The organism is Candidatus Binatia bacterium, from assembly GCA_036563615.1.
GTDB lineage: Bacteria > Desulfobacterota > Binatia > UBA12015 > UBA12015 > DATCMB01.
On the sequence record DATCMB010000019.1, the window covers coordinates 44,993 to 71,098 of the forward strand.

Below are 26,106 nucleotides of genomic sequence, written 5' to 3' on the forward strand. Positions count from 1 at the left end.
AGGCTTCGCGTGCAGCAGCTACGCATCCCGGCGAGCGAGCTCGGAGAGGAGTGGGTCACGCCCATCGGCGCGGCGGACGCGTCCGAGCTCCGCGTGTTCGTCAATCGCATCATTTACCGCGGCATGCTGTTCTCGATGGGCACGATCGCGGTCGGCCTGCACCAGTTGAGCCCGGAGATCGCATGGAGTTTCGCCAAGCTCTCCGCGCGCAACCTGGCGTTCGCGACCGGCGTCGACGTCAAGGTGGTCGGCGCCGAGAACTTGCCCAAGGAGCCGAGCATCATCACGCCCAACCATGCGAGCCACTTCGACATCGCCGCGTTGCTCGGCTACCTGCCGGGCCACAACCGGTTCGCGGCGAAGAAGGAGCTGTTCAAGGAGCCGGTGCTCGGCATGGTCATGCGGACGCTCGGCATGGTCCCGATCGACCGCGAGGACCCCGCCGAGTCGATCGCGATGCTCGAGAAGATCGCGGCGAAGGGTATGGGCGAGTTCTCGCTCATCATGTTCCCCGAGGGGACGCGCTCGCGCACCGGCCGCATGGGGCCGTTCAAGAACGGCGCGTTCACGCTCGCGATCAAGAGCGGCCGGCCGATCGTGCCGATCGCGATCCACGGCACGTCGAGCATCATGCCGCCGGGCAAGTACCTCTCGATCCTGCCCGGCACGGTGGTGCTCGAGGTGCTCGAGCCGATCTGGACCGAGGGCCTCACCTACGAGGATCGCATCGCGCTGCGCGACATGACCGCGACGCGCATCGCGGAGCGGCTGGCGGCAGCGCAGGACGCGGACTGACGTTGGCGGTCGACCGCGGGCACCTGAGGCGCGTCGACGGCGGCCAGGCCGGTACGCGTGGCGCGCGCAGCGGAGCGGTGCGCGGCGCGACCGCACGTGGCGCGAGCGGCCCGGCGCGCGCCGGAGCGTACCGGCTCGCGGCGCTGATCCCCGCGTACGACGTCGAGGCGACGATCGCGGACGTCGTCCGCGGCGCGGCCGAGCACTGCGACGCCGTGCTCGTCGTCGACGACGGCTCGCACGACCGCACCGCGGAGGTCGCACGCGCCGCCGGCGCCGAGGTCGTCCGGCACGACACCAACCGCGGCAAGGGCGCTGCGCTGCGCAGCGGCCTCGTGCGTCTCCTCGCCGAGGGCTACACCCACGCCTTCTCGCTCGACGGCGACGGTCAGCACCTCGCCGACCAGATGCCGCTCTTGATCGCGGAGTCGCGCGCGCATCCCGCCGCCATCGTGCTCGGCGCGCGAAAGCTTTCTCCCGATCAGGAGGTCGCGCGCATCAACCGGTTCGGCAACGAGTTCGCGAACTGGTGGGTGTCGCTCGCCGCGGGGCGCGAGTTCCGCGACACGCAGTCGGGCTTTCGCATCTACCCGATCCGCGCGACGCTCGAGCTCGGCGTGCGCGCCGAGCGCTACGCGTTCGAGAGCGAGGTGCTGATCCTCGCCGGGCGCCGCGGCGTCGACGTCGTGACGCGCGAGGTGGCGGTGTACTACCCGCCGCCCGACGAGCGGGTCAGCCACTATGCGCCGTGGGCCGACACGTGCCGGATCATCTTCACGGTCGTGCCGTTCCTGATCGGGCTGCGCAGCTGAGCCGGCTCTTCAGTACGGCCAGTTCGTCGTCAGCAGACCGCCGTCCACCTCGAGCACCTTGCCCGTCAAGTAGCTGCCGGCGGGAGACGCGAGGTAGAGCGCCGCGAGCGCGATGTCCTCGACGGTGCCGAGACGCCGCATCGGCGTCAGCGACTCCATCTTGGCGCGCAGCTCGTCGTTGAGAAACGGCGTGAGCGCGGACGTCTCGACCGAACCGACCGCGATCGCGTTCACGCGCACCTTCGGCGCGAGTTCGATCGCGAGCTCCTTGGTCATGAACGACAGCGCCGCCTTCGCCGTGCCGTAGGCGACGAAGCCCGACATCGGCAGACGTCCCGCGGCGGACGAGACGTTGACGATCGCGCCGCCGTCGCCCTCGAGCATGTGCGGCAAAACGAAGCGGCTCAGCAGGAACGCGGAGGTGACGTTGAAGCGCAGCGCTTGCTCGAAGTAGCGCTCGCTGGTCTGCAGCACTGGGCGCGGCGGCCAGCCGCCCGCGTTGTTGACCAGCACGTCGACGCGGCCCATCTCGCGCAGCGTCTCCGCGACGAGGTTCTCGAGCTGCGGACGCTCGTTGACGTCGCACGTCACCGCGAGGGCGCGACGACCGAAGGCGCGGGCGCGCTCGGCCGTCGCTTCGATCTCGTCGCGCGAGCGCGCGGCGCACACCACGTCGGCGCCACACTCGGCGAAGGCGCGGGCGATCGCCTGGCCGATGCCGCGTCCCGCCCCGGTGATCAGGGCGACCTTGCCGTCGAGACGAAAGCGGTCGAGGATCACGATCTCCCTCCCTTGCGGCGAGGACTATCTGCACCTGGCGGCGCGGCGCAACAGCTCGCGTCGCCGCGACAACCGTAGCGTCGTCGTGCGACGCCCACGCGCTGCTCGTGTGTTCGTGATGCGCGCCGTCGTGGGCGTGCAGCGCTTCGAGCGTCGCGCGCTCGTTTCCAACCTCGTCGAGCGCACCTCGTCAGGTCTCGGCGCGGGTGGTATCGCCGAGCATGGCCGCAAGCGACGTCGCTCCTTCCGCGGTCGTGGCGTCACCCCGCGCGACGATCAATGCCGCATACTTAGGCTTGACGCTTGCAACCGCCGGCTGGGCCGCGGCGTTCATCCTCGGCAAGATTGCGCTTGCCGGCATGACGCCGCTCGCGCTCGGCGCGTGGCGCTACGTCGTCGCGGTGCTCGCGCTGCTGCCGTTCGTCGTGCGCTCGAGCGGCGCCGGCGCCGTGACCAGTGCGGGTCTGCGCGCGGCCGCGCTGCCGCTGCTGGTGATGGTCGTCGTCGGAGGCGTCGCCTATCCGTGGCTCTTCCTCGAGGCGCTCGCGCGCACGAGCGCGACCAACACCTCGCTGCTGATCGCGCTCAATCCGGTCGTGACGCTGCTGCTCTCGCCGCTGGTCGGCGAGACGCTCGGCGCTCGGCGCGTCGCCGGCGGACTGCTCGCGTTCGCGGGCGCGGTCATCGTGATCAGCCGCGGCGACCTGGGTGAGCTGCTCGCGCTGCGGATCGACGCCGGCGACCTGCTCGCCCTCGTGGCGGCGGCGTGCTGGGCGACGTTCAACCTCGCCTCGCGGCTGGTGGTCGAGCGGATCCCGCCGTCGACGGTCAACCTCGCGGTGTTCACCAGCGGCGCGGTGGCGCTGTACGTCCTCGGCCTCGACGAGGACCCGCTCGGACAGCTCACCGCGGCGTCGCCCGAGATCCTTGCGACCATCGTCGCGATGGGTTTGATCTCGTCCGTCATGTCGGGGCAGCTCTTTCTCTGGGGCGTGCGCGCGGCCGGCATCGGCCGGGCGGTGGTGTTCATCTACCTGGTGCCCGTGATGACGGCGGCGCTGTCGGTCGCGCTGCTCGGCGAGGCTCTGAGCGCGGCGCAGGTCGCGGGCGGCGCCGCGGTGGTGACAGGTCTTTTGCTGACGACCCGCGCCGCGGATCGCTAGCGCCGTGTCCTCCCCCAGCGACGCCGACGCCGTACGCATCGACCGCTGGCTGCTCGCCGCGCGGATCTTCAAGACGCGCAGCCTGTGCGTCGGTGCGTGCGAGGGCGGCAAGGTCGACGTCAACGGCCAGACGGCGAGCGCGCACAAGCTGGTGCGCGTGGGCGATCGCGTGCACGTGACCACGCCCGCCGGCAAGCGCCAGCTCATCGTCCGCGGGCTCGGCATCCGGCGGCTCGACGCCGAGAGCGCCCGCGCGCTCTACGAGGACGTGACCCCGCCGCCCTCGCCCGAGGAGATCGAGCGCCGTCGCTTCGCGCCGCCCGAGATCCGCGATCCGGGAACCGGCCGGCCGACCAAGCGCGACCGCCGCGAGCTGCAGCGCCTGCGCCGCGGGTTCTGAGCGGAGCGGGTCAGCCGCGCTCGGGCGTCGACACGCGCTGACCCTCTTTCAGCGCGACGTCGCCCACCACCACCGCCTCGCCGCCCGCGAGCCCCGACGCGATCCGCACGCGGTCGCCGACGTCGCCCGCCGTCACGACGTCGACGCGCGCGACCCGGCCGTCGCGCACGACCCAGACGTACGTGCCGTCGTTGTCGCGCTGCAGCGCGCCGGCGGGCACCAGGACCGTCTTCCCGGTCTCCTCCCCGGGCGCCGGCGGATCCGCGAGGAAGGTGACGCGCACGCTCATGTCGGGCAGCAGCTTGTCGTCTGGATTTTCGAGCTTGACCTCGATCTTGAGCGTGCCCTTCTGGCGGTCGACCTGCGGATACAACTTGACGACGCGCGCCGCGTAGTTGCGGTTCGGATAGGCGTCGGGCGTGACGCGCGCGAGCCCGCCCATCTTGACGCGGTCGAGGTCCGCCTCGTTGACGTCCACCTCGGCGCGGATGTCGGTCAGGTTCGCGATGCGGACCAAATCGCCCGAGCCGGCGAAGCCGCCCGGAACCGCGATCTCACCGACCTCCTTCAGCTTGGCGAGCACGACGCCGTCGGTCGGCGCCCGCAGCGTCGTGTACTCGAGGTTGACGCGCGCCGCCTCGACCTCGGCCTCCAGCTGCGCGATGGACGCGCGCGCCACGTCGGCCTTGTTCTCGAGGATGTCGAACTCCTGCTCGGAGATGACGCCGTTCTTGCGCAGCTCGCGGCCACGGCGGAGCTCGGCGTCGGCGAGCTCGGCGTTCGCCCGCGCGAGCTCGAGACTCGCCTGCGCGCGGTCGAGCGCGGCGCGATAGTCGCGGTCGTCGAGCTGGACGAGCGGGTCGCCCTTCTTGACGCTCTCGCCCTCCTCGATGAAGTAGCGCTCGATGCGACCCGGGACGCGCACGCCGATCGAGACGTAGCGGTCGCCGGTGACGATGTAGCCCGAGCCCGAGAGCAGCGGCGCCGGCTCGACCTTGCCGGCGTCGATCGCGGTCGCGTACGCGACCGAGACCTCGACCGCGTTCCCCCGCACGAGCCGCCACGCGACGATCAGCGCCACGAGCACGAGCGCGGCGACGATCGCGCGGTTGCGCCACGGGCTGCGCTGGCGCCGCCCGGACGCGGCTGGCTTCGCGCGTGGCTCGCGCTCGATGCGCAGCGATGCCAGGTCTGCTCGCAGGCGCTCCTCGCGTTCGCTCTGGGCCATCATGGGTACCGTCCGTCAAGCCTTGCGCAGCGCCTCGATCGGCCGTAGCCGCGCGGCGCGCCAGGCGGGGCCCAACCCGCCCAGGGCGCCGACCAGCAGAGCGAGGCCGAGCGCTCCTATCAGATCTGACGGCGAAACGCGCAAGGAGATCACGTTGGTGGTGAAGGTTTGCGCGCCGAAGGCGATGCCACCGAGCAGCCAGCCGAGGACGGCCGACAGCGCGAGCGCGAGCCCCGCGCCGAGCAGGAAGCCGAGCAGCGCGAGACAGATCGCCTCCAGCTGGAACGCGAGCAGGATCGAGCCGCGCGAGAAGCCGAGCGCGCGCAGCGTACCGATCTCCGCGGTGCGCGCCTGGACCGCCGCGTACATGGTGTTGGCCGCGCCGAACCCGGCGCCGATGCCGGCCAGCACCGCGATGCCGATCACCAGGATGTAGAGCGAGTTCGCCGACTCCGACTGCTTCGCGTAGTAGTCGGTCTCGAGCTCGGCCTCGATCGCGTAGCGCGGGTCGTCGTCGATGCGCTTCTCGAGCCGCTCGAGGTCGGCGGGGCTCGCCGCCCGCAGCCGGATGCCGGAGTAGGGGAACGGGCGCTTCGCGTCGTTCGCGAGCTCGCGCACGTCGACCCACACCTCGCTCTCGAACGACGAGCCGTCGGCCTCGAAGATCCCGACCACCTTCCAGCGGCCGCGACCGAAGACGAGCTCGTTGCCGAGCTCCGCGCCGGCGTAGCGACTCGCGACGCCGACGCCGACGATCGCCTCGCCGGAGCTCGGGTTGAGCATGCGCCCGGCGATGATCTTGACCTTGTCGTGCACCTTGAGCGCCATCGGCTCGACGCCGCGCGCGAGCACGTTCTCGCGTCCGCCGTCGCGCGTGCGCAGGAACGGCTGCACGACGAGCTCCGGCGACACCAGCGGCTGGTCGTTCTCGTCGCGCGCGATGCCGTCGAGGAAGCGGATCGCCTGATAGACCTCGAGCGAGAGCTGGCTCGAGCCGTCGTTGTCGGAGCCCTTGCGCATCACGACGAGGTTCAGCGGATGGCCGCTGACGACCAGCGTACGCTTCAGACTCGAGATCAATCCAAGAAAAAGGGTCGACGCGACGACGACCAGCGCGATGACTCCCGCCGTCATCAGGCTCCGGGTCGGTCGCGCACGGACGTTCCGCACGCTGTAGGACAGCGGCAGCGCCATCAGAAGACTTCGTGCAACGACTCGACGACCGGCTTCCGCGCCGCGCCGAACGCCGGTACGACGCCCGCCAGGATCCCGACGAAGAGCGACAGGAAGAGACCCTGCACGATCACGAACGGCGTGATGATGAAGTTGCCGAGCGGCCCGAGCGTGTCGTCCCAGCCCGCGGCGGCGGCGAGCAGCCGGGTGAGCCCGATCGCGATGCCGACGCCGAGCACGCCCGCGACGGTCGACAGCAAGGACGCCTCGGCGAGCAGCGTCGTGAAGATCACGCGGCGCGGGAAGCCGATCGCCTTCATCACCGCGAGCTCACCGGAGCGCTCGCGCACGCCCATCGACGCGGTGTTGGCGGCGATGAAGACGATGCACAGCGAGACGAGCCCCGTGACCAGCAGGATGATCGTCACCAAGCCCTGCAGCGAGCCGAAGAAGTTCGAGAAGAAGCTCTTCTCGGTCTCCGAGGCGGTCTCCGCTTCGCTGTTGCGCGACATCTCGTCGGCCTTGCGCATCACCTCGTTGACGTCGCGCGGGTCGTGGACGCGCACCCAGATGGTGCCGGCGATGCCGAGCCCGCCGGCGCCCTTCTCGCGCAGCGCCTGGTCGAGGTACTCGCGGTTGAACCAGAAGTGCGGCGCGCGGTCGTTGTCGATGATCCCGACGATGCGGAAGTCGAGGTCGACGGGCCACACCGTGCTCTTCAGCGTCACCCGATCGCCGATCTTCCAGCCGTACTTCTGCATCACCTGGCGGCCGACGATCGCACCGTCGCGGTAGCGCTTGAAGTCCTCGAGCTGCTCCGGCGCGATCGGGTAGTCCGGGAACACCTCGCCGATGTGCTCGACCTCGACCGCGAAGTTCGGGAAGGTGACCTTGCCGTCCTCTTCGAAGGCGCCTCCGAACCAGACCCACGCGACCGCCGCCGCGACGCCGTCGATCTGCCGCACCTTGCGCGTGAAGGAGTAGGGCATCGAGTACACGATGCCCGCCTTGTTGTGCACCGTGAGGCGCGTGTTGCTCGCGAACTGGTTGAGCATCGCGTCGAGCCCGGCGGGCATCGTCAAGAGCAAACAAACGAGCACGACCGCGAGCATGATCGCCCCGCCGGTCATCGCGGTGCGCAGCTTGTTGCGCCACAGGTTCTTCCAGACCAGGTGCGCGTACTTCACGAGGCGCCTCCGGCGGCGGAGATGAGGTGTCCGCCGGCCGCCAGCTGCACCGCGCGATCGGCGCGCTCCGCCTCCTCGCCCTCGAGCAGGATGCCCTTGTCGAGGTGGAAGGCGTGGTCGACGAAGCGCAGCGCGCGCGGATCGTGCGTCACCATCACGATCGTCTTGCCGAACTCGTTCTTGAGCTCGCGCAGGAGCTCGAGGATGGCCTCGGCGTTGCGCGCGTCGAGGTCGCCCGTCGGCTCGTCGGCGACGATCAGATCCGGGTCGGTGACGATCGCGCGCGCGATCGCGACGCGCTGCTGCTCACCGCCCGACAGCGTGCGCGGGTAGTGCCGCAGCCGATCGGCGAGACCGACCACGCGCAGCGCGGTCTCGGCGCGACGCAAGCGCTCGGCCTTCGGGAGATCCGTGAGCAGCAGCGGCAGCGCGACGTTCTCGAGCGCGTTCAGGACCGGGATCAGGTTGAAGAACTGGAAGATCAGCCCGACGTGGCGCGCCCGCCAGTCGGCGAGCTCGTCCTCGGTGAGCTCGCCGAGCGACTGCCCCGCGACGATCACCTCGCCCTCGCTCGGGCGGTCGATGCCCGAAACGAGATTCATGAGCGTCGACTTGCCGGAGCCCGAAGGTCCCATGAACGCGACGAAGCGTCCCGCCGGGATCGTCAGCGAGACGTTCTCGAGCGCGTGCACCTCGTCGACGCCGCGCAGGTAGCGGCGCGAGACGTTGCGGATCTCGATCAGCGGAGGATGGACAGGATCCGCCGGGGATTCCATCGCGGCGGGATCCTAACGCAGGGGTTCAGGCCATGCGACCGTTCGGGGTGCAGCGAGAAGGCTGCGCTCCGGCGCGTCGGTGGGGAATTGGCGCACCGCCCCCGCCGCGGAGCGGGGGCGGTGGCGTGTGCGAAGCTCGCCGAGCTCAGAACGCGTACTTCGCGCCCCAGCCGAGCGAGAAGTGGTTCAGGTCCGAGACCTCGTCGACCGGGATGGTGTAGGCCGCGTCGACGTAGAGCGCGATGTTCTCCGTCGCCCACAGGTCGACGCCGCCGCCGAAGCGGCCCATGAAGCTCGTGCCGTCTGCATCCCAGTTGCTGCGGCTCGAGATCGAACGGTCTGCGTCCGCGTTGAGGAAGCCGACGCCGCCCATCAAGTACGGATTGAAGCGCCCGACCGGGACGATCAGCTTGCCATTGACGCTGAACGAGTGCGTGCGGATGCGCGCGCCCTCGGGCACGACCTGGTGCGCGCCGAAGTCGTCGCCGTACTCGTAGATGCCTTCGAGCCCGAAGATCTCGTGCAGACGGTAGCCGAAGCGCGCGTTGCCGCCCCACGAGTTGCCGAAGTCTCCGCTTGCCGTCCGGTCCTGGAAGCCTTCGACCATCCAGCTCGCACCGAGACCGACGTACGGACCTGGACGGTTGAACGGATCGTCGCTGTGGTGCTCGGCGCGCGCCATCCCTACCGACAACGACATCGCGAGCACGGCGACACCGACGAGCCACGCCCCTCTCTCGAACTTGTTCACCGGTTGAGCTCCTTTTCTCGGTCGCTCCCTCCCCCGGGAAAGCGGCCAGGTTTGTGTGATCGGGCGCTCCTCGACCGACGAGGTCGGTGGAAGCGCCGCACGGCCGAGGCTGCGGTCGCGCGCCTTGCGGCCGTGGGGGTACGAAATGGGAAGCTTGTGTCGAACGCGCTGCGCGCGGACGCGGACCACCGCGCGCACTTCGATCATCGCCACCTCTCGAGGCGCGCGGATGTCGCGCGCGCTACTTCGTCAGGGGCGAATGGCAAGCGTCGTGCCGAGCGAAAAAGTCAGCAGACGCGCGCGTTCGGGGCGCCAGCGTGTAGCAGATACCGGGTCGACGCCCTGCGGTTTGGAAATTCTTGCACCGTGCGGCGCACGACGACGTGCAGCCGCACTGTCAAGAACAAAGATCGTCGTTCAGGCGGCGCCGCGCGGTACGAGCGCGGCGAGATCGATCCCGTAGAGCTCGGCCACGTTGCGCGACAGGATGTGCTCCCTTTGCTCGTCGCCGAGATCGGCCTGGTGCTCGCGCAGCATCTCCTGCGACCACGGCCACGTCGAGTCGCTGTGCGGGAAGTCGTTGGCCCACATGAGGCGCTTCCAGTTCATCAGGTGCGCGGTCCTGAACGCCACCCAGTCGTCCTGGAACGTCGTGTAGATGTGCTCGCGAAAGTACTCGGACGGGAGCTTCGAGAGCTTCTGACCCGGCGGCAGCCAGTTCCGGTGCCGCTTGTAGGCGTGATCCATCCGATACATGTAGTGCGGCACCCAGCCCGCGTCCGCCTCGACGCACACGACGCGCAGCTCCGGCACGCGCTCGAAGACGCCGCCCAGCACGAGCGTGCCCATGATGTCCTGGCAGCCGCGGATCACCGAGAGGAAGCTGTTCATCGCCGGACCGCGCGGACGCTGCTCGCGCGTCGTCAGGATGTGAAACGACGGCGGCAGCCCGAGCTCGACCGTCGCGCGCCAGAAGTCGTCGTAGATCGGAGAGTCGTAGTCCTCGACCGCCGGCACGCCGGGCATCATGACGCCGCGCAGCCCGAGCGCCTTGATCGCCTTCAGATCCTCGATGCCTTCCTGCGGCGAGCGCATCGCCGTCTGACCGATGCCGATCAAGCGATCGGGGTGCGCAGAGCAGTACTGCGCGAGCCAGCGGTTGTACGCGTCGAAGCAGGCCTTCTTGTAGTCGAAGTCTCTGTGGTTGCAGAGCACCATGCCGATGGTCGGGTAGATGACCTCGGCCGCGACGCCGTCGCGATCCTGATCGGCGAGCCGCGCGTCGGGATCCCAGCCGCCGCGATGCAGCTCGCTGAACTTCGCACCGGTGTAGCGGATCTCCTCGGCGGGCTTGCCCGCCGCCGCGACCGTGCCGAGCGCGATCGGCGTCTTGAGCCCGTCGACGACGAACACGTCGCCGAGCGTCTCGTGGTGCTCCATGCGCGGCGCGCGGTCGCGCCAGGCAGGATCGATGTGGTCGACGTAGGTCTCGGGCGGCTCGGTGACGTGCGAGTCGGCAGAGATGATCGGGTAGCTCACGATGGCCTCCCTCCGCGAAGCAGACGACCGGGCAGCGGACCTTCCGCGTCCACGCGATCGACGCCGTCCTCGCGGATCACGACGCCGTTGACGATCACCGCACGCACGCCGACCGCGTCGGACACCAGACGATCGGCGCCGGCCGGCAGATCGCGCACGCGCCGCAGCGGCGTGCAGCCGACGGTCTCCGGGTCGAACACCGTGACGTCCGCGACCGCACCCGGCGCGAGCCGGCCGCGATCCGCGAGCCCGAGCAGATCCGCGCCGCGCGACGTCAAGAGCCGAATCGCCTCCTCGAGCGTGAGCACGCCCTTGTCGCGGACCCAGTGGCCGAGGAGGTGCGTCGAGAAGCTCGCGTCGCAGAGCTGGCTCGCGTGCGCGCCCGCGTCCGAGAGACCGAGCACGACCGTCGGATCGCGTAGCAGCTCGCCGACGATCGCCTCGTCCGTGTTCGCGACCGCCATGCGGAAGCGCGCTTCGAGATCGGACGCGAGCGCGAGGTCGAGCGCCAGATCGACCGGATGGACGCCGCGCTCCGCCGCGACCTCGGCGAGGTTGCGCTCCGCGAGCGCCGGCTCGGACGGCGCCTCGGCGATCGTCGTGTCCTTCCAGCGCCCCGCGAGCACGCTGCCCTCGCCGTGCTCGCGGAAGGTGCGGCGGAACTCGGGATCGGCGTAGATCCGCTTCTTGCCCTCGCGGTCGGCGGCCGACACCGGCTGGAAGAAGCGCAGGCTCTCGAACGGGAAGGGTGCCGCGAACTGGAACTCGACCATCAGCGGTCGGCACGACACCTGCGGCACGACGGCGACACCTTCTTCCTGCAGCTTCGCGGTGCGCTCGAGCACCCAGCGGTGTCCGTCGGGACCGAGCATGCCGGCGAGCAGCGCCGTCCAGGTCACGGGACGCGACGTCTTGCGCTGGATGCCCGCGAGCTCGTCGATGAAGAAGCCGCGCCCGACGGTCGCCTGGACGACGCCGTGCCCGACCTCGCCGAGGCTCGACGCGATCGTCTCGATCTCCGCGAGCGTCGCGGCGCGCGACGGCACCGGACGTCCGGCGTAGCCGACGTGCGTCGGCGACTGCGAGGTCGCGAAGCCGAGCGCTCCCGCGTCGAGCGCCTCGCGGACGATCGCGCGCATGCGTGCGATCTCGTCCGGCGTCGCCTCGCGCTCGGTCGACTCCTCGCCCATGACGTAGAGCCGCACCGGCGTGTGTCCGATCAGCGCGCCGACGTTGATCGACGTGCCGCGGCGCTCGATCGCGTCGAGGAACTCGGGGAAGGTCTCGAACGGCCAGTCGTCGCCGACGCCCGCGATCAGCGCGTCGAGCGACATGCCCTCGACGTTCTCGAGCGTGCGCAGGATCAGCTCGCGATGGGTCGGCCGCGTGGGAGCGATGCCGAAGCCGCAGTTGCCGAGCACCACCGTGGTCACGCCGTGCCAGGGCGAGATGGTGAGCAGGCGATCCCAGAAGACCTGCGCGTCGTAGTGCGTGTGGATGTCGATGAAGCCCGGCGCGACGATCATGCCGTCCGCATCGAGCGTGCGCGTCGCGCTGCCGCGGACGTTGCCCAGCGCCACGATGCGTCCGGCGCGAATGCCGAGGTCGCCGCGACGCCTCGGGGCGCCGGTACCGTCGATCAGCGTCCCGCCGCGGATCACGAGATCGAGCTGCTCCGCCATTGATCGCCCTCCGCTCTCGCAGGTCTATCGCGGTGTCGACGAGCTTGACAATCGCCGTGGGCGCACCTCACACCGGACCATGGATTCCACCGCCGACATGCCTGTCGTCGACGCCGACGGACACGTCTACGAGAGCCCGACCGCGCTCTGGGAGTTCCTGCCGGCGCCGTACGCCGGACGCGCGACCGTGCTCGGCTTTCCCCTGTGGCCGACCGCCGACGGCTTCCAGCGCGGCGCGATCCACGCGCGCCTCGGGCTGCACAAGACGTTCGACGTCGACGCGCGCACCTGGCTCGACTTCCTCGACGCCGCGGGCATCGCGTCGACGGTGCTCTATCCGACCGCCGGTCTCGCGACCGGTCTGATCCGCGACCCGGACTGGGCGGTCGCGCTGTGCCGCGCCTACGACGACTGGCTCGCGGCGCGCTTTCTCGCCGAGAGCCCGCGGCTCGGCGGCGTCGCGCTGCTGCCGCTGCAGGATCCGACCGCGGCGGCCGAAGAGCTGCGTCGGGCGGTGGCGGAGCTCGGCATGGTCGGCGGCGTGCTGCCCGCGGTCGGCCTCGAGCGGACGCTCGGCGATCCGTGCTTCGACCCCGTCTGGGCGGAGGCCGAGCGCCTCGACGTGCCGCTCGCGGTGCACGGCGGACCGTCGCAGGGCCTCGGCCTCGAGCGGCTGCGCTACTTCGCGCAGGTGCACACGCTCGCGCACCCGTTCGCGCAGATGACGCAGCTGACCAGCGTCCTCATGAGCGGCGTCCTCGATCGCTTCCCGCGGCTGCGCGTCGCGTTTCTCGAGGCCGGCGTGGGCTGGGTGCCGTATCTCCTCGAGCGCATGGATCGCGCGTTCCACGTGCGACGCTTTCCGGAGTACGTCGGCGGCGTGCAGCGCGAGCCGAGCAGCTACGTCCGCGACGGCCGCGTGTGCTTCACGCCGGAGCCCGGCGAGTCCGGCGTGCCGGCGGCGCTGGCGGTGGTCGGCGAGCACGGACTGCTGTTCGCCTCGGACTTTCCGCACGAGGTGAACCTCGAGCGCTGCCGCAACGAGATCGCGCACCTCTCGCGCCGCGAGGACTTGACGCCGGATGTCAAGCGCAATCTACTCGCCGAAAACGCGCGGCGCTTCTACCGTCTGCGCGCGCACGACGTCGCGCGCCGCGCGTCGTGAACGCCGGCGCGTGGACCGCCTCGGGGCCGCGGTCGTGAGCAGCGACGACGTCCGCCGCCGCATGGACGAGCTCGCGGCGCTCGCCGCGACGAGCTGGGCCGGCGAAGCCGAGATCGCGCGCACGTATCTCGCGCACCACCGCAGCCGCGAGGGCGACGTACGCTTCCTCGCCGCGCAGGCCTGGAAGGAGACGCGGCTCGTGCGCGCGCTTCCGCCCGCGCAGCGCGACGCCGTCCTCGCAGGATCACCCATCGACGATCATCCCGAGGGCGCCTCGCGCGACAAGGTGGCGGACGAGGTCAAGCACTACCGGTTGCTCGTGGGCTTGCTCGAGGAGCTCACCGGCGAGCGCGTCACGCTCGAAGCGCTGCGCGAGCTGCCGGCCGAGACGCGTCTGCAGGAGCTGCGCGCGCCGTACCGCGCCGGCACGCCGCTCGAGCGCGCCGTGGTGAACTTCACCGAGGGCGGCGGCGGCGCGCTGTACGCGGTGCTCGCGGAGCTCGACGCGACGCCGTTCGACCGTCGCATGGCGGCGGTGTTCCGCGAGATCCTCGACGACGAGATCGCGCACGGCCCGGGCGAGCTGACGAGCGTCGCACGACACGCCGCGAGCGCGGACGACTGGCTCCACGCCGCCGACCTCGTACGGCGCATCGGTCGCGCGCGGCTCGACATGCGCAACGAGATGTTCGGCTTCCCGCTCTCGGCGGCGCGGCTCGACGCGATCGTCGCGGGCGGCATCGCGCCGTGGCCGATGCCGGTTCGGTCCTGAGCGGCGTGCGTCGGTTGTCCGTCAAGCCAAAGGGCGCGTCGCAGCGGATGCCGTCGAGCGCCCGGGCCACGCGGACGTCATGAGCGCGTCGCGAGCGGACGTCGCCGGACGGCTCTACCGCGGCCTCTCGCGCGCCGCCGCACGCGGCCTCGCGAGCCTCGGCTTCGTGCGCAGCGTCTACGCGCGGCGCAGCGTCGCGTGCGGTGAAGCGAGGCTGCCGCGCAGCGACCTCGACTTGACGGTGGTGATCGATCCGCCCACCGACCTCGAGCACGAGGTGGCGACGATCCGAGCGCTCGCACGCCGCCTCCACGCGATGCGGCGCCTGCTGCCGATGCTCGGCGCGGCCGAGGTGGCGACCCCCGACGAGCTCGACCTCTGGTACCGCGCGCCGTGGTTCCCGGGCTCGCTCGAGCGCGACCGCGGCTGGCTCAGGCTCTGGGGCGAGGAGATCGTCCTCCCCGCGCCCGAAGGTCCGCCCGCACGCGCGTGGCGACGCAACCTGCCGTGGTTCTTCTGGGCGTGGAGCTCGCTGCCGCGCTGGCTGCGCGCGCGCCGCGTCCGCACGTGCTGCAACCTCGTCCTCGACATGCTGAACGTCGCGCTGCTCGGCGAAGGCGTGGTGCGCGGTCCGATCCGACGCGCGGCCCTGGTCGACCTCTGGCAGGAGCGGATCGGCGACGTCGCGCAGCTCGCGCAGGTGCGCGCGGCACTGCGCGGCCGGCCATCCGGACGCGCGGACGATCTTCTCCGCTGGCTGCATCGGCAGAGCGTTCGCATCGCGCACGACCTGCCGGACGACGACGCGCGCGACGCGGTCGTCGGACCCGTTCCGGAGCGCGTCACGAGCCGCGTCCCGTTCTCCTATGGCGACGCGACCTACGTCCTCGTCGACCCCGACGACCAAGCCGCGCTCGACGCCGCGATCGACGCGCAGCATGCGACACCGGGAGTCGTCGTGACCAGCGCGCGCACGCTCGCGCGCTACCTTCGCGAGCGCAACCCCTGGCAGTGGTGGTGCATCGCCGACGACGCGCGCGCGAGCTTCGCTCGACCCGACGACGAAGCCGTGCGGCGCGCGATCCGCTACTACGCGCACCCGACGGCGCTGCGCCGCCTCGGTCTGTCGATCGGCACCGGTGTCGATCGCCGCGACACGATCGGACCGCAGTACGCGCAAGCGCGGCTGTGGCTCGACCGCGGCTTCGTCGCCAGCTCGCGCGACGAGCTCGTCGAAGCGTGGCGTGCGACGTACGGCGCGTGGCCGTACGTCGACGTCGCGACCAGCGACGAGTTCTTCGCGCGCTGCTACCCGATCCTGCGTCGCGACGTCGACGAGCTGGCGCGTCGCACGGGCGTGGTCGCGTCGGCGCCGGACGGGCCGCGTCGACCAGCAGATTTCGCTTGATCTGCCCCCCGGTTTCGGGTTCTCTAGATTCGTAGCCGGTCGGCCCGCGATTAGACCGACCGCCGCCGACGAAGAGGGTCGTCGGCGGCACCTCGCGTGGCCGTCCCACAGCGTCGTTGCGTTCCGGTTCCGGGAATGCTTCCCTTGTTCCCGCCGGCCCGCACGCGCCGCACGGGAGAAGTAGCCCAAGGCGAAGCGTGACGTCCACGAGCAGGTGAAGCGGGTCCGGGTGGTTCGAGGTCGCCCGCGTTCCTCGATCGCCCTGCTCGACCTCCGGGCAGCGCCCGTCGCGCCGGAGCGACATCACCCTCCGCAAGGGTTCAGCGAAGCCAGTAAGTGATTCTGCCAGCGGTCAGCACAGCGGGAAGCCGCTACCGCGGCCCGTCCGGCCTTGCCCGCCGGCTTGACGAGGAGACTGACGTGATCGGTCAGGCGACCGTTCCGTGAGAAGCTCGGCGACCAAACGCACGAGCTCGGCGCGTACCCGGAAGACCACGGTGACCCCGGAGGTCGACGAGGCGACGCGCGAGAGCGTCGAAGCGGCGCAGGAGAGCGCCGAGAAGCCCGTCAAGCGCACACGAGCGACCAAGTCGGCGAGCTCGGCAAAGACCGCCAAGGCGACGAAGAAGACGAGCCGCGCCGCCGTGCCGCCCGCAGAGGTCGCGGACGTCGCGCCGGCGAAGCGCACCCGAACCCGCAAGGCGGCAAAGCGAACCGCAGACGCTCCCGCCGCAGAGGCGCCCGTCGAAGCGTCGAGCGCGCCGGCCGCCGAGCCGAAGAAGCCGCGTCGGCGAAAGACGGCGAGCGCGGCCGCCGTGGCCGCGGCTGCAACGGAGACCGCCGCCGCACCGGCGGCTGCCGAGGACGCGGACGCGAGCGCCACGACCGAGCGCGCCCCGGCCGTCAAGAAGCCGCGCCGACGGTCCACGAAGAAGGCTTCCGCCGACGGCGGGAGCGCCGCCGTCGCACGCAGCGAGACGGTGAACGACGAGGCGACGCTCGCCTTGCCCGATGCGTCGGCCGCAGGCGAATCCTGGCACGACCTCGGCGTGGTCGACGTCGACGCGGACGCCGACGCCGCCGCCGCGCGGGACGCGGCGCCGCATGACGCGGCTGGCACCGGCGGAGAAGGAAGCGTCGCCGGCAACGGCCCGCTCGCGACGGCGGAGCGCAGCGACGTCCCACCGGCGAGCCGAACGCTCGCGGCGTCCGAGGATGACGCCGATGCGGCGGACCTCGACGCGGACGACGACCACGAGGTCGCCGCCGCCGACGTCGACCTCGCCGACGTGCTCGCCGACGATTCCGACGAGCACGACGACGACGAGGACGAGGACGACGCGGACGCCGGCGAGGACGACGACACCTCCGAAGCCGACGGCGGCGACCTCGCCGAGATCGACCTCGCCTCGGTCGAGCACGACGACACGGACGAGGACGAAGAACACGACGACCACGACGACACGCCGCTCGGCGAGACCGTGTCGACCGACGCCGGCGGCGGTCTCGATCCCGCGGTCGCCGCCGCGGCGCGCCGCCTCGGCATCCAGCGCCTCTACCCCGAGCAGGAGCGCGGCATCCGCGAGACGCTCGCCGGACGCGACGTGCTCATCGTCATGCCCACCGGGTTCGGCAAGAGCGCCTGCTACCAGGTGCCGTCGATGGTGCTGCCGAAGCCGGTGGTGCTCATCTCGCCGCTCCTCTCGCTCCTCAAGGACCAGCACGAGAAGCTCATCAAGTTCGGCGTGCCGACGGTGCGCATCGACGGCACCGTGCGCGGCAAGGCGCGCGCCGAGGCGCTCGAGCGCATCGCGCGCGGCGGCTCGCTGCTGGTGATGACGACGCCCGAGACGCTCGGCTCCGAGGAGATGTACGAGGTGCTGTCGAAGTCCGGCATCTCGCTTGCCGCGATCGACGAGGCGCACTGCATCTCGGAGTGGGGCTTCGACTTCCGCCCGGCCTACCTGCGCCTCGGCGAGGTGCTGCGGAACTTCGGCGCGCCGCCGATGCTCGCGCTGACCGCGACCGCGACCGAGAAGGTGCGCACCGACATCGTGCGCTTCCTCGGCATGCGCTCGCCGGTGATCGTCGCGAGCTCGCCGCACCGCTCGAACCTCGCGTTCGAGGTGCTCGAGTGTCGCGAGGCGGCGCGTCTACGTGCGCTCGCGCGGCTCGCGCAGCGTCTGCGCCGACCGGGCATCATCTACTGCTCGACGACGCGCGACGTCGACACGGTCTACACGATCCTCGCGAAGCTCGGCATCCCGGTGCACCGCTACCACGGCAAGATGGCGGCGGGAGAGCGCTCGGTGCAGCAAGAGATGTTCATGAAGCCGGGGCGCCGCACCGTCATGGTGGCGACCAGCGCGTTCGGCCTCGGCATCGACAAGCCGGACATCCGCTACGTCGTGCACCAGCAGTCGCCGGCGTCGCTCGAGCAGTACGTCCAGGAGGCGGGACGCGCGGGACGCGACGGCGCGAAGGCGAACTGCATCCTGCTGCACGACGCGTCGGATCGCGCGGTGCACGAGGCGCTGCTGTCGCGCTCGCGACTGCGTCCGGACCAGCTCTACAAGCTCGGGAGCGCGCTCGCAGCGTGGGCGGCGGAAGGCCGCACGCCGACGATCAACGCGCTCGCGCTGTCGGCGGACCTCGGCGAGCGCCCGACCAACGCGCTGCTCGCGACGCTCGAGGAAGCGAACATCGTGCGCATCGCCGAGGACCTGACGGTGCACCCGACGGTGCCGCCCGAGGAGGTCGAGGAGCGCACCCGCAGCCTCGCCGGGCAGTTCGCCAACATGCGCACGCAGGACGCACGCCGTCTCGACTCGGTCGACGACTACGCGCGGAGCACCGAGTGCCGCGCGGTCTATCTGCGGCGCTACTTCGGCGAGGACAACGGCACGCCGTGCGGGCTGTGCGACATCTGCCGCGGTCGTCCGGAGCGTCCGTCGACCTTCTGGTCGCCGGTCGCGTCGCCGAAGCGCATGAACAAGAAGCGTCGGCGCCGTGGACGCGGTGGTCAGCAGCAGCAGAAGCGCCGGCGCGGACGCGGCAATCGCCAGGGACCGCAGCCGCAGCCGATGCAGGCGCGCGGCGGTGCGCCCGGCGGACAGCAGCCGCAGCAGCGTCCGCAGAACGCGCAGGGCGGCGGTCCGCAGCCACAGCTCGATGCCAACGGACAGCCGCGGCGTGGGCGCCGACGTCGGCGTCGCGGACGCCGCGGTCGTCGCGGACGGCCGAACCCGGCAGCCGCGCCGCCGTCGTCGCCGCCGCCACCGCCGCCGGCCGGCGGGAGCTGAGCGGGCTCGACGCCGAAGACCGCAGCGACGCTTGCTCCGGCTCGGCGCGAGTGAGATTGCCCTTCGCGTGCGACGCTCGTCGAGCAGCGGTCGTGTCGCGCTGGCGGCGCTGATGCTGGCCTGCATCGTGGGCGCGGGGGACGCGTGGGCGGGGACGCTCCGCTGCGGAAACCGCCTCGTCCGCGAGGGCGATTCCATCGAGGAGGTGCACCGTCGCTGCGGCGATCCGACGTTCCGCACCTTCTCGACCGAGCTGATCTCGTTCGAGACCGCCTCGGGGCTCGTGGTCACCAAGACCGTGCAGGTCGAGCGCTGGACCTACAACCGCGGGCCGCGCGAGTTCATCCGCTACCTCGTGTTCCGCGACGGTCGCCTGGCGCGCATCACCGAAGGCGACTACGGCTACTGAGCGCGTGCGCCAGGCACGGCCACCGGCGCACACGTAGTATCCCCGCATTGACCCTGCGAAAGACGCGCTGGTAGCGCTCGGCAGATGTTTCGCTTCGTGGTTCTGGGGTTGCTGCAGCAGAGCGGCCCGGGTCACGGCTACGCGTTGATGAAGCGCTACCGCGACCGCGCGGGCGTGCAGATCAGCACGGGCAACTTCTACCGCGAGCTCCAGCGGCTCATGTCGAGCGGCTTCGTGGGCTTCGCTGCGCGCGAGCCCGACGCCGACGCACGCCGCGCGCCGTACGAGATCCTCGACCAGGGACGCGATGCGCTCGTGCAGTGGATCGGCACGCCGGTCGCGCCCGCGGAGGCCGGCGAGGATCCGATCTCGTCGCGCGCGATGTTCCTCGACTGCGTGCCGCACGACGCCGCGCTCGCGCTGATCGACGACTGGAAGGACGCGCTCGAGACGACGCGCGCGGTCCTGCAACGCGAGCACGACGAAGCGTGTCGCAAGAGCGCGCAGAGCGAAGGCTTCACGATCCTGCCGCAGCTCCTCGCGCGACGTCTCGCGCACGTGACGAGCGATCTCGCCTTCCTCGATCAGGTGCGCGCCGTCGTCGACGAGTGGCACCAGCGAGGGGCCAGCGAGACGCGCGACGGTGGGACGTCGTCGGATCGCCGCGATCGGGGGGCACCTCGTCAAACAGCGGCGCGCGCCGGCGGCGGCTCGTCGCAGCAGCGCTGAGCCGATCTCGGAGCGCTCCGCTCGAGAAGACGACCGCGAGGGCCTCGTCGACGAGCGTCGCGTCGTTGATTGACGTGGCGAGCGTCACGCCGCGCTGCGCGCGCGCTTCGACTCGATCAGCTTGAGCTTGCCCGCGGGCCCGCGGTCGCGCGTCAGCGTGGCGACGGTCTCGACCTCGATCTTCGGCACCGCGACGCCGAGCTCGGCGAGCTTGCCGCCGAGGGTCGCGTGCACGCGTGCTGCGACCTGCGCCGGGTCCGCGCCCTCGCTCGGGACGACGCGCACGCGCAGCGCGTCGTCGTGCACGAGCTGGTATTGACGCACATCGGAGAGTCCCGCGAACGGGCTGCGGATGGCGAGCGGGTGCACCGCGACGTCGCGACCGTCGCGTCCCGGCAGCATCAGGATGTCGTCGCTGCGCCCCTCGATCGCGACGATGCGCCGCGTGCCGCGTCCGCACGCGCACGGCCGGCCGTCGAGCACGACGATGTCCGAGAGCTCGTAGCGGATCAGCGGCTGCGTGCCGTTGAACAGATTGGTGATCAGCACGCGCGCGCCCGGCTGTCCGTCGGGCACCGGCTCGCCGCGTTCGTCGACGTTCTCGAGCAGCACCAGGTCCTCGAAGACGTGCCGTCCCTGGTGCTGCTCGCAGTCGATCCCGACGACGCCGCTCTCGGTCGATGCGTAGACGTCGAACGGCGTCACGCCCCAGGCCGCGCGGATGCGCCGCGCCATCTCCGGCGTGCACACCTCGCTCGAGACGATGATGGAGCTCGGCGCGACGTCGAGGCGTCCGGCGATCTGCTCGTCGGCGAGCAGCGCGAGCACGGACGGGTAGGCGCCGATCAGGTCGGGGCGGAAGGCGGCGAGCGCGTCCGCGAGCTCGCGCAATGGCGAGCGGGCGTCGAGACGCAGCACGCGGTGCAGCCCGACGTCGGCGCTCATGCCGAAGCGCGCCGTCATGTGCAGCGGGCTCGTCGCGGCGACGTGGCCGATCCGGTAGCGCGGCAGCCGCGGTCGCGCGCCCGCGGTCTGCGACGCGCGCAGGAAGCCGCCGAGCGCCGGCGCCCAGTCGGCGCGCGAGTAGACGAAGATGCCGCGCCGTCCCGTCGTGCCGCTGGTCGCCATGACGCGGTAGTCGCCGAGGTAGAGCTCGTCGCCGCGCGCCTTCGCGAGATGCGCGTCGAGGTCGGCCAGGCGGAGACGCCGATCCGTCACCCAGTCGTCGAAGCGCGCCATCAGCGTCTGCTTGTCGACGATCGGCAGGTCGCGCGGGTCGACGGTGCGCGACAGGTCGATGCCGCGAAGGAGATCTGCGTACAGCGGCGAGCGCGCGACCGCGTGGCGCACGAGCTCCGTCAAGCGCTCGCGCTGCAGCGCCTCGAGCGTGCGGCGGTCGAGGCGCTCGTGGCGCTGACCCTCGCGGGCCGCGGCGAGACCACGCATCACCTCGGCGATGCGCGCCAAGCGCGTGACGCTCACCTGCGCGGCTCCTTGCGACGCTTCGCCGCAGCCGACGGCTGCTCGCGCATGCCGCGCGCGAGCGCCAGGTTGGCGCGCTGGTAGGCCTCGACCCGCGTCGGGTCGAGCAGCACCTCGAGCGCGAAGCCGTTGCCGAGCGCCATGTGCGCGAGCGCGATCTCTTCGCTCGGCAGCGCGAGCTCGTCGCCGAAAGCCTTTGCGCCCTCCTCGATCGAGCGCGCGATGTTGCGCCGCGTCTCCTCGTGCAGCTTCGCGAAGCGCTGGCGCAGCTCGTCGTCGCGCGCCGCGTAGGTCCAGAACTCGATCAGCAGCAGCAGCCAGTCGCGATCCTCTTGCAGCACGCGCGTCCAGGACTCGGCGATCGCGCGCTGCAGGTCTTCGCGACGAGCGCGTCGTGGGATCTTGGCGAAGACGAGCGCGCGCTGCTTCTGGCGCTCCTCGTAGAGCGCCAGGAACAGGTCCGCCTTGCTCGCGAAGCGCGAGTACACCGCGCCCTTGGTGAAGCCGGCCTCCGCCGCGACGGCGTCGACCGTCGTGCCGTGGAAGCCGTTGCGCAGGAAGACGGCGCGTGCGGCGTCGAGCACGCGTCGCCGTGTTTCCTCGGCCGCCTCGGGCCGGGTGAGCCGCTTGGGAAGGGTCGCGAGCGCCATCGATACCAACGGTATTGGGATACCAAGAGTATGTCAATACGCTCGGTATCGACCGCGGCGCATGTCGTGCACCCTGCGTCGGGAAAGGCGCGACACTACCGGACGGGCTTGCAAGGCCGTACGCCTTTGGCGCTCAATGAGACACCGCGCTCGCCCCGCGATCGCACGCGAGCGAACACACGATGCAAGCTCCCTTGCGCACCATGGTGCTGCGCTACCTGAGCGCCGTCCTCGCGGTCGCCGCCGCGACGATGGTGACCGCGTCGGTGCCGCTGCTGCGCGACCGGCTCACCTTCTTCGCGTTCTGGCCGGTGATCTTCGTGAGCTCGTGGGTCGCGGGCGTCGGACCGGGCGTCGTCAGCGCGGCGCTGTCGGCGCTCGCGGTGTGGGTCTTCCTGCGTCCGTACGAGACGGTCGAGGCGCCGGTCGCGCTCGGCGTGACGGTGCTCGTGTTCGCGGTCGCCGGCGCCATGGCGGCGTTCCTCACCAGGTGGCGCCAGCAGTCGGAGCGTGAGCTGCTCGAGAGCCACGAGCGCTTCCGCATGCTCGCGAACTCCGCGCCGGTGCTGATCTGGGTGTCCGACGCCGCGGGCCGGCGGACGTTCTTCAACGACTCGTGGCTCTCGTTCACGGGACGCGACGGCGCGCCTCCGGGCGACGGCTGGCTCGACGACGTTCACCCCGAGGACCGCGAGCGCTGCCGGCAGGCGATCGCGGGCGCGGTCGCGCGGCGCGCACCCTTCGAGGTCGAGTACCGGCTGCGGCGCAACGACGGCGTCTACCGCTCGGTGGTCGAGCGCGGCGTGCCGCGCGTGCGCGAGGACGAGTTCGACGGCCACGTCGGATCCTGCGTCGACATCACGGAGCAGCACCGCGCGCGCGAGCGCGTCGAGGCGGCGCTCGCGCAGGCGGAGCAGGCTAACCGCGCCAAGGACGCCTTCCTCGCGACGGTGTCGCACGAGCTGCGCACGCCGCTGTCGCCGATCCTCGCCTGGGCGCGCATGCTGCGCGACCGGAAGCTCGACGAGGCCCAGCGCGAGCGCGCGCTCGAGGTGATCGAGCGCAACGCGCGCATGCAGGCGCAGCTCATCGAGGATCTGCTCGACGTGTCGCGCATCGTCGAGGGGCGGCTGCGCCTGAACGTGCAGCGCGTCGACCTCGTGCAGACGATCGAGCGCGCCGTCGAGACGGTGCGGCAGGCGGCGGAGGCGAAGGGCGTTCGTCTGCATGCCGACCTCGACGCGCCCATCCCGCCGCTCGCGGGCGACGCGAGCCGCCTGCAGCAGGTGGTCTGGAACCTGGTATCGAACGCCGTCAAGTTCACGCCGCGCGGCGGCGAGGTACGGGTCGGCGTGCGCTGCGTCGACTCGCAGGTCGAGATCCTGGTCCGCGACACCGGCAAGGGGATCTCTCCCGACGAGCTGCCGCACCTGTTCGAGCGCTTCTGGCAGGCGGATCGCTCGTCGACGCGAACGTTCGGCGGCCTCGGCCTCGGGCTCGCCATCGTGCGCCACCTCGTCGAGCTGCACGGCGGCACGGTCGAGGCGCACAGCGAGGGCGAGAACCGCGGCGCGACCTTCGTCGTCAAGCTACCAATTGCACCGCTGGCCGGTTTGTCCGGCGACAAGGGCTACCGGACCGCGCGCTACGGTGAAGAGCCCCGCTCGCCCGAGACGCGCCTCGACGGCGTGCGTGCGCTCGTCGTCGACGACGAGCCGGACGCGAACGAGGTCGTTCGCACGCTGCTCGCGCAGCTCGGCGCGGAGGTGCGCGTCGCCGCGTCGAGCGGTCAGGCGCTCGAGATCCTGTCGCGCTGGCTGCCGGACGTGATCGTGTCCGACGTCGGCATGCCGGGCGAGGACGGGTTCGCGCTGATCTCCAAGGTGCGCAGGCTGCCCGGACCGGCGAAGCGCGTGCCGGCGATCGCGCTCACCGCGTACGCGTCGAACGCGGATCGCGCGCGGCTGCTGGCAGCCGGCTTCCAGATGCACGTCGCGAAGCCCGCCGACCCCGCAGAGATCTCGGCTGCGATCGCGGCGGTGGCGGCGTTGGCGCCGTCGCCCGGACGCTAGCCGTCGCGCTCGGACGCGAGCTGTCACGCGCGCGTCCGGACGCTAGAAGGAGCGCCGTGCGAGACGCGTCCGGGAGCCTGCCCATCATCGACGTCGCGCCGCTGGTTGCGGGCGACGCGGGAAAGCTCGAGGTCGCAGCGGCGATCGCGCGCGCCTGCCGCGACGTGGGCTTCTTCTACGTCGTCGGGCACGGCGTCGACGCGACGCTGCAGGACGAGCTGGTCGACGCGAGCCGTCGCTTCTTCGCGCTGCCGGTCGAGCGCAAGCTCGAGATCGCGATGGAGCGTGGCGGTCGCGCGTGGCGCGGCTACTTCCCGGTCGGCGCCGAGCTCACCTCCGGGCGTCCCGACGCGAAGGAAGGGATCTACTTCGGCAGCGAGCTTTCCGCCGACCATCCGCTCGTCAAAGCCGGCACGCCGCTGCACGGCGCCAACCTCTGGCCCTCCGACGTGCCCGAGCTGCGCCGCACGGTGCTCGCCTACATGAGCGCGCTGACCGAGCTCGGCCACGCGCTGCTGCGCGGCATCGCGCTCAGCCTCGAGCTCGACGAGGCGTACTTCGACGAGCGCTACACGCACGACCCGCTGATCCTGTTCCGCATCTTCAACTACCCGGCGCTGCCCGCCGATCAGCGCGATGCGCAGTGGGGCGTCGGCGAGCACACCGACTACGGCCTGCTCACCATCCTCAAGCAGGACGAGAGCGGTGGGCTCGAGGTCGAGACGCTCGACGGCTGGCGCGAGGCGCCGCCGATCGAGGGCTCGTTCGTGTGCAACATCGGCGACATGCTCGACCGCATGACGCGCGGCCGCTACCGCTCGACGCCGCATCGCGTGCGCAACCGCGGCACGCGCGACAGGCTGTCGTTTCCGTTCTTCTTCGATCCCGGCTGGGAGACGGTGGTGCGTCCGATCGAGACCTGCCCCGAGGAGACGCCGCGCGACAGACGGCGCTGGGACGGGCTCGATCTGCAGGCGTTCGACGGGACCTACGGCGACTACGTCGTGCGGAAGGTGTCGAAGGTCTTCCCCGGGCTGCGCGACGCGCTCGGCGCGGCGTCCTGATCGGAAGGCGACGCGCCCGCGCGCGTCGTCGAGCAGATCGCATCCGCGACGCGCGCGCGCTGCAGCAGCGTCGTCGGATCGGGTCCCGCCGCGCCGTGCGCGATCGCGTCCGCGAGTCGGCGCAGCATCGTCGGGAGCGCCTCCGCAGGCAGACCGCGCGTCGCGAGCAGCGTGCAGCCGATCGCGTCGGCGCGCGCCTCCGGTCCGCGACGCGGCTGGTCGCCGGCGAGCGCGGCGGGGACGTCGCTCGCGCCGTCGCCATCGAGCAGGTGGCCGAGCTCGTGCGCCAGGACCGCGGCGAGCTCGTCGTCGTCGAGCAGGTCGACGAGCGCGCGGCTCACCCGCACGCGACCGTCGGGCCACGACCACGCGCCGAGCTCGTCGCGCGACGAGAGCGCGAACGTGAGCCGCTCGCGCGTGCCCTCCGCTGGTGCGAGCGCGCGTCCCAGGCGCTCGAGGCGTGCGACGCGCACGGCGTCGCGCGCGACCGCATCGGTCGACGCGCCCGCCAGCGGACGCAGCGCGCTGCACGACGGCAGTGCCGACAGGACGAGCAGCAGGATCGCGATCCGCGCCACGCCGCGATGGCAAGGCACGTGCCGTCGCGATTTCGCCTGATTTCAGCGGCGCGGAGCCCGTCGAATGCTCAACCGATGAGCAGCTGCCCATCGCATAGGCACGCGCGTCAATCGTTGAAATCCGAACCCTTGCCACAACGAGAAAGCATGGACACCATCGAAGTCACTGATGACGCCGCATGCGGCGCC

24 protein-coding genes are annotated in these 26,106 nt (G+C 71.3%); 12 read left to right on the forward strand and 12 right to left on the reverse strand.

All coding sequences use genetic code 11. The features are described from left to right. Nucleotides 1-9 precede the first annotated feature (9 nt). On the forward strand, nt 10-795 hold the full coding sequence (locus VIS07_15930) for a lysophospholipid acyltransferase family protein (protein ID HEY8516999.1): 786 nt from the start codon (nt 10-12) through the stop codon (nt 793-795). A 2-nt stretch (nt 796-797) separates the two neighbouring features. Then, nucleotides 798-1,607 (forward strand): glycosyltransferase family 2 protein, encoded by an 810-nt coding sequence (locus tag VIS07_15935; protein HEY8517000.1) that lies wholly within the window; start codon nt 798-800, stop codon nt 1,605-1,607. Nucleotides 1,608-1,616: 9 nt separating this feature from the next. On the opposite strand, the gene VIS07_15940 is transcribed toward VIS07_15935, so the two are convergent. After that, on the reverse strand, nt 1,617-2,390 hold the full coding sequence (locus VIS07_15940; GenBank protein ID HEY8517001.1) for a glucose 1-dehydrogenase: 774 nt from the start codon (nt 2,388-2,390) through the stop codon (nt 1,617-1,619). A gap of 293 nt (nt 2,391-2,683) precedes the next feature. Between VIS07_15940 and VIS07_15945 the strand changes: the two genes are divergently transcribed. After that, nucleotides 2,684-3,550, forward strand: a complete 867-nt coding sequence (locus VIS07_15945; GenBank protein HEY8517002.1) for a DMT family transporter — start codon at nt 2,684-2,686, stop codon at nt 3,548-3,550. A gap of 4 nt (nt 3,551-3,554) precedes the next feature. Beyond that, complete coding sequence (locus VIS07_15950) at nt 3,555-3,950, forward strand: RNA-binding S4 domain-containing protein (GenBank protein ID HEY8517003.1); 396 nt, start codon at nt 3,555-3,557, stop codon at nt 3,948-3,950. Between the two features lie 10 nt (nt 3,951-3,960). Here VIS07_15950 and VIS07_15955 read toward each other — a convergent pair whose 3' ends face one another. From VIS07_15955 to VIS07_15985, 7 genes are all read right to left on the reverse strand, one after another. Then, the gene (locus tag VIS07_15955) at nt 3,961-5,178 is read right to left on the reverse strand and encodes an efflux RND transporter periplasmic adaptor subunit (protein HEY8517004.1); all 1,218 of its coding nucleotides are present in this window, start codon (nt 5,176-5,178) and stop codon (nt 3,961-3,963) included. Nucleotides 5,179-5,193: 15 nt separating this feature from the next. Further along, the gene (locus VIS07_15960) at nt 5,194-6,312 is read right to left on the reverse strand and encodes an ABC transporter permease (protein ID HEY8517005.1); all 1,119 of its coding nucleotides are present in this window, start codon (nt 6,310-6,312) and stop codon (nt 5,194-5,196) included. A 59-nt stretch (nt 6,313-6,371) separates the two neighbouring features. After that, nucleotides 6,372-7,538 (reverse strand): ABC transporter permease, encoded by a 1,167-nt coding sequence (locus VIS07_15965; protein HEY8517006.1) that lies wholly within the window; start codon nt 7,536-7,538, stop codon nt 6,372-6,374. Beyond that, complete coding sequence (locus VIS07_15970) at nt 7,535-8,314, reverse strand: ABC transporter ATP-binding protein (GenBank protein HEY8517007.1); 780 nt, start codon at nt 8,312-8,314, stop codon at nt 7,535-7,537. Before VIS07_15970 ends, VIS07_15965 begins: the two co-directional genes overlap by 4 nt. Before the next feature lie 145 nt (nt 8,315-8,459). Next, entirely contained in the window at nt 8,460-9,065 is a 606-nt protein-coding gene (locus VIS07_15975; protein ID HEY8517008.1) for an outer membrane beta-barrel protein, read from the reverse strand. A 417-nt stretch (nt 9,066-9,482) separates the two neighbouring features. Beyond that, entirely contained in the window at nt 9,483-10,604 is a 1,122-nt protein-coding gene (locus VIS07_15980; protein ID HEY8517009.1) for an amidohydrolase family protein, read from the reverse strand. Then, the gene (locus tag VIS07_15985) at nt 10,601-12,286 is read right to left on the reverse strand and encodes an amidohydrolase family protein (protein ID HEY8517010.1); all 1,686 of its coding nucleotides are present in this window, start codon (nt 12,284-12,286) and stop codon (nt 10,601-10,603) included. The genes VIS07_15980 and VIS07_15985 overlap by 4 nt, the downstream gene beginning before the upstream one ends. Before the next feature lie 97 nt (nt 12,287-12,383). Here VIS07_15985 and VIS07_15990 point away from each other — a divergent pair, with 97 nt between their 5' ends. From VIS07_15990 to VIS07_16000, 3 genes are all read left to right on the forward strand, one after another. Then, nucleotides 12,384-13,451 carry an amidohydrolase family protein gene (locus VIS07_15990; GenBank protein HEY8517011.1) on the forward strand — a complete coding sequence of 356 codons (1,068 nt, stop codon included), beginning with the start codon at nt 12,384-12,386 and terminating at the stop codon, nt 13,449-13,451. Between the two features lie 10 nt (nt 13,452-13,461). Then, nucleotides 13,462-14,223, forward strand: coding sequence for a hypothetical protein (locus VIS07_15995; GenBank protein HEY8517012.1), 762 nt, complete (start codon nt 13,462-13,464; stop codon nt 14,221-14,223). 79 nt (nt 14,224-14,302) lie between these two features. Next, a complete protein-coding gene (locus VIS07_16000) occupies nt 14,303-15,631 on the forward strand; it encodes a hypothetical protein (GenBank protein HEY8517013.1) in 1,329 nt (442 codons plus the stop codon). A 352-nt stretch (nt 15,632-15,983) separates the two neighbouring features. Here VIS07_16000 and VIS07_16005 read toward each other — a convergent pair whose 3' ends face one another. Next, entirely contained in the window at nt 15,984-16,514 is a 531-nt protein-coding gene (locus VIS07_16005; protein HEY8517014.1) for a hypothetical protein, read from the reverse strand. 97 nt (nt 16,515-16,611) lie between these two features. Between VIS07_16005 and VIS07_16010 the strand changes: the two genes are divergently transcribed. The 3 genes from VIS07_16010 to VIS07_16020 all read left to right on the forward strand — a co-directional run bounded on the left by VIS07_16010 (nt 16,612) and on the right by VIS07_16020 (nt 20,071). Then, the gene (locus tag VIS07_16010) at nt 16,612-18,933 is read left to right on the forward strand and encodes a RecQ family ATP-dependent DNA helicase (GenBank protein ID HEY8517015.1); all 2,322 of its coding nucleotides are present in this window, start codon (nt 16,612-16,614) and stop codon (nt 18,931-18,933) included. Between the two features lie 67 nt (nt 18,934-19,000). Beyond that, complete coding sequence (locus tag VIS07_16015; protein HEY8517016.1) at nt 19,001-19,342, forward strand: DUF2845 domain-containing protein; 342 nt, start codon at nt 19,001-19,003, stop codon at nt 19,340-19,342. Between the two features lie 84 nt (nt 19,343-19,426). After that, entirely contained in the window at nt 19,427-20,071 is a 645-nt protein-coding gene (locus tag VIS07_16020) for a PadR family transcriptional regulator (GenBank protein ID HEY8517017.1), read from the forward strand. 84 nt (nt 20,072-20,155) lie between these two features. Here VIS07_16020 and VIS07_16025 read toward each other — a convergent pair whose 3' ends face one another. Both VIS07_16025 and VIS07_16030 read right to left on the reverse strand, forming a co-directional pair. Beyond that, the gene (locus VIS07_16025; protein HEY8517018.1) at nt 20,156-21,553 is read right to left on the reverse strand and encodes a hypothetical protein; all 1,398 of its coding nucleotides are present in this window, start codon (nt 21,551-21,553) and stop codon (nt 20,156-20,158) included. Continuing rightward, nucleotides 21,550-22,203 (reverse strand): TetR/AcrR family transcriptional regulator, encoded by a 654-nt coding sequence (locus tag VIS07_16030; protein HEY8517019.1) that lies wholly within the window; start codon nt 22,201-22,203, stop codon nt 21,550-21,552. The genes VIS07_16025 and VIS07_16030 overlap by 4 nt, the downstream gene beginning before the upstream one ends. Before the next feature lie 182 nt (nt 22,204-22,385). Here VIS07_16030 and VIS07_16035 point away from each other — a divergent pair, with 182 nt between their 5' ends. Both VIS07_16035 and VIS07_16040 read left to right on the forward strand, forming a co-directional pair. Next, nucleotides 22,386-24,275, forward strand: a complete 1,890-nt coding sequence (locus VIS07_16035) for an ATP-binding protein (GenBank protein HEY8517020.1) — start codon at nt 22,386-22,388, stop codon at nt 24,273-24,275. Nucleotides 24,276-24,331: 56 nt separating this feature from the next. After that, a complete protein-coding gene (locus VIS07_16040) occupies nt 24,332-25,339 on the forward strand; it encodes a 2-oxoglutarate and iron-dependent oxygenase domain-containing protein (protein ID HEY8517021.1) in 1,008 nt (335 codons plus the stop codon). Here VIS07_16040 and VIS07_16045 read toward each other — a convergent pair. Beyond that, entirely contained in the window at nt 25,273-25,917 is a 645-nt protein-coding gene (locus VIS07_16045) for a M48 family metalloprotease (protein ID HEY8517022.1), read from the reverse strand. The genes VIS07_16040 and VIS07_16045 overlap by 67 nt on opposite strands. Nucleotides 25,918-26,106: the final 189 nt, after the last annotated feature.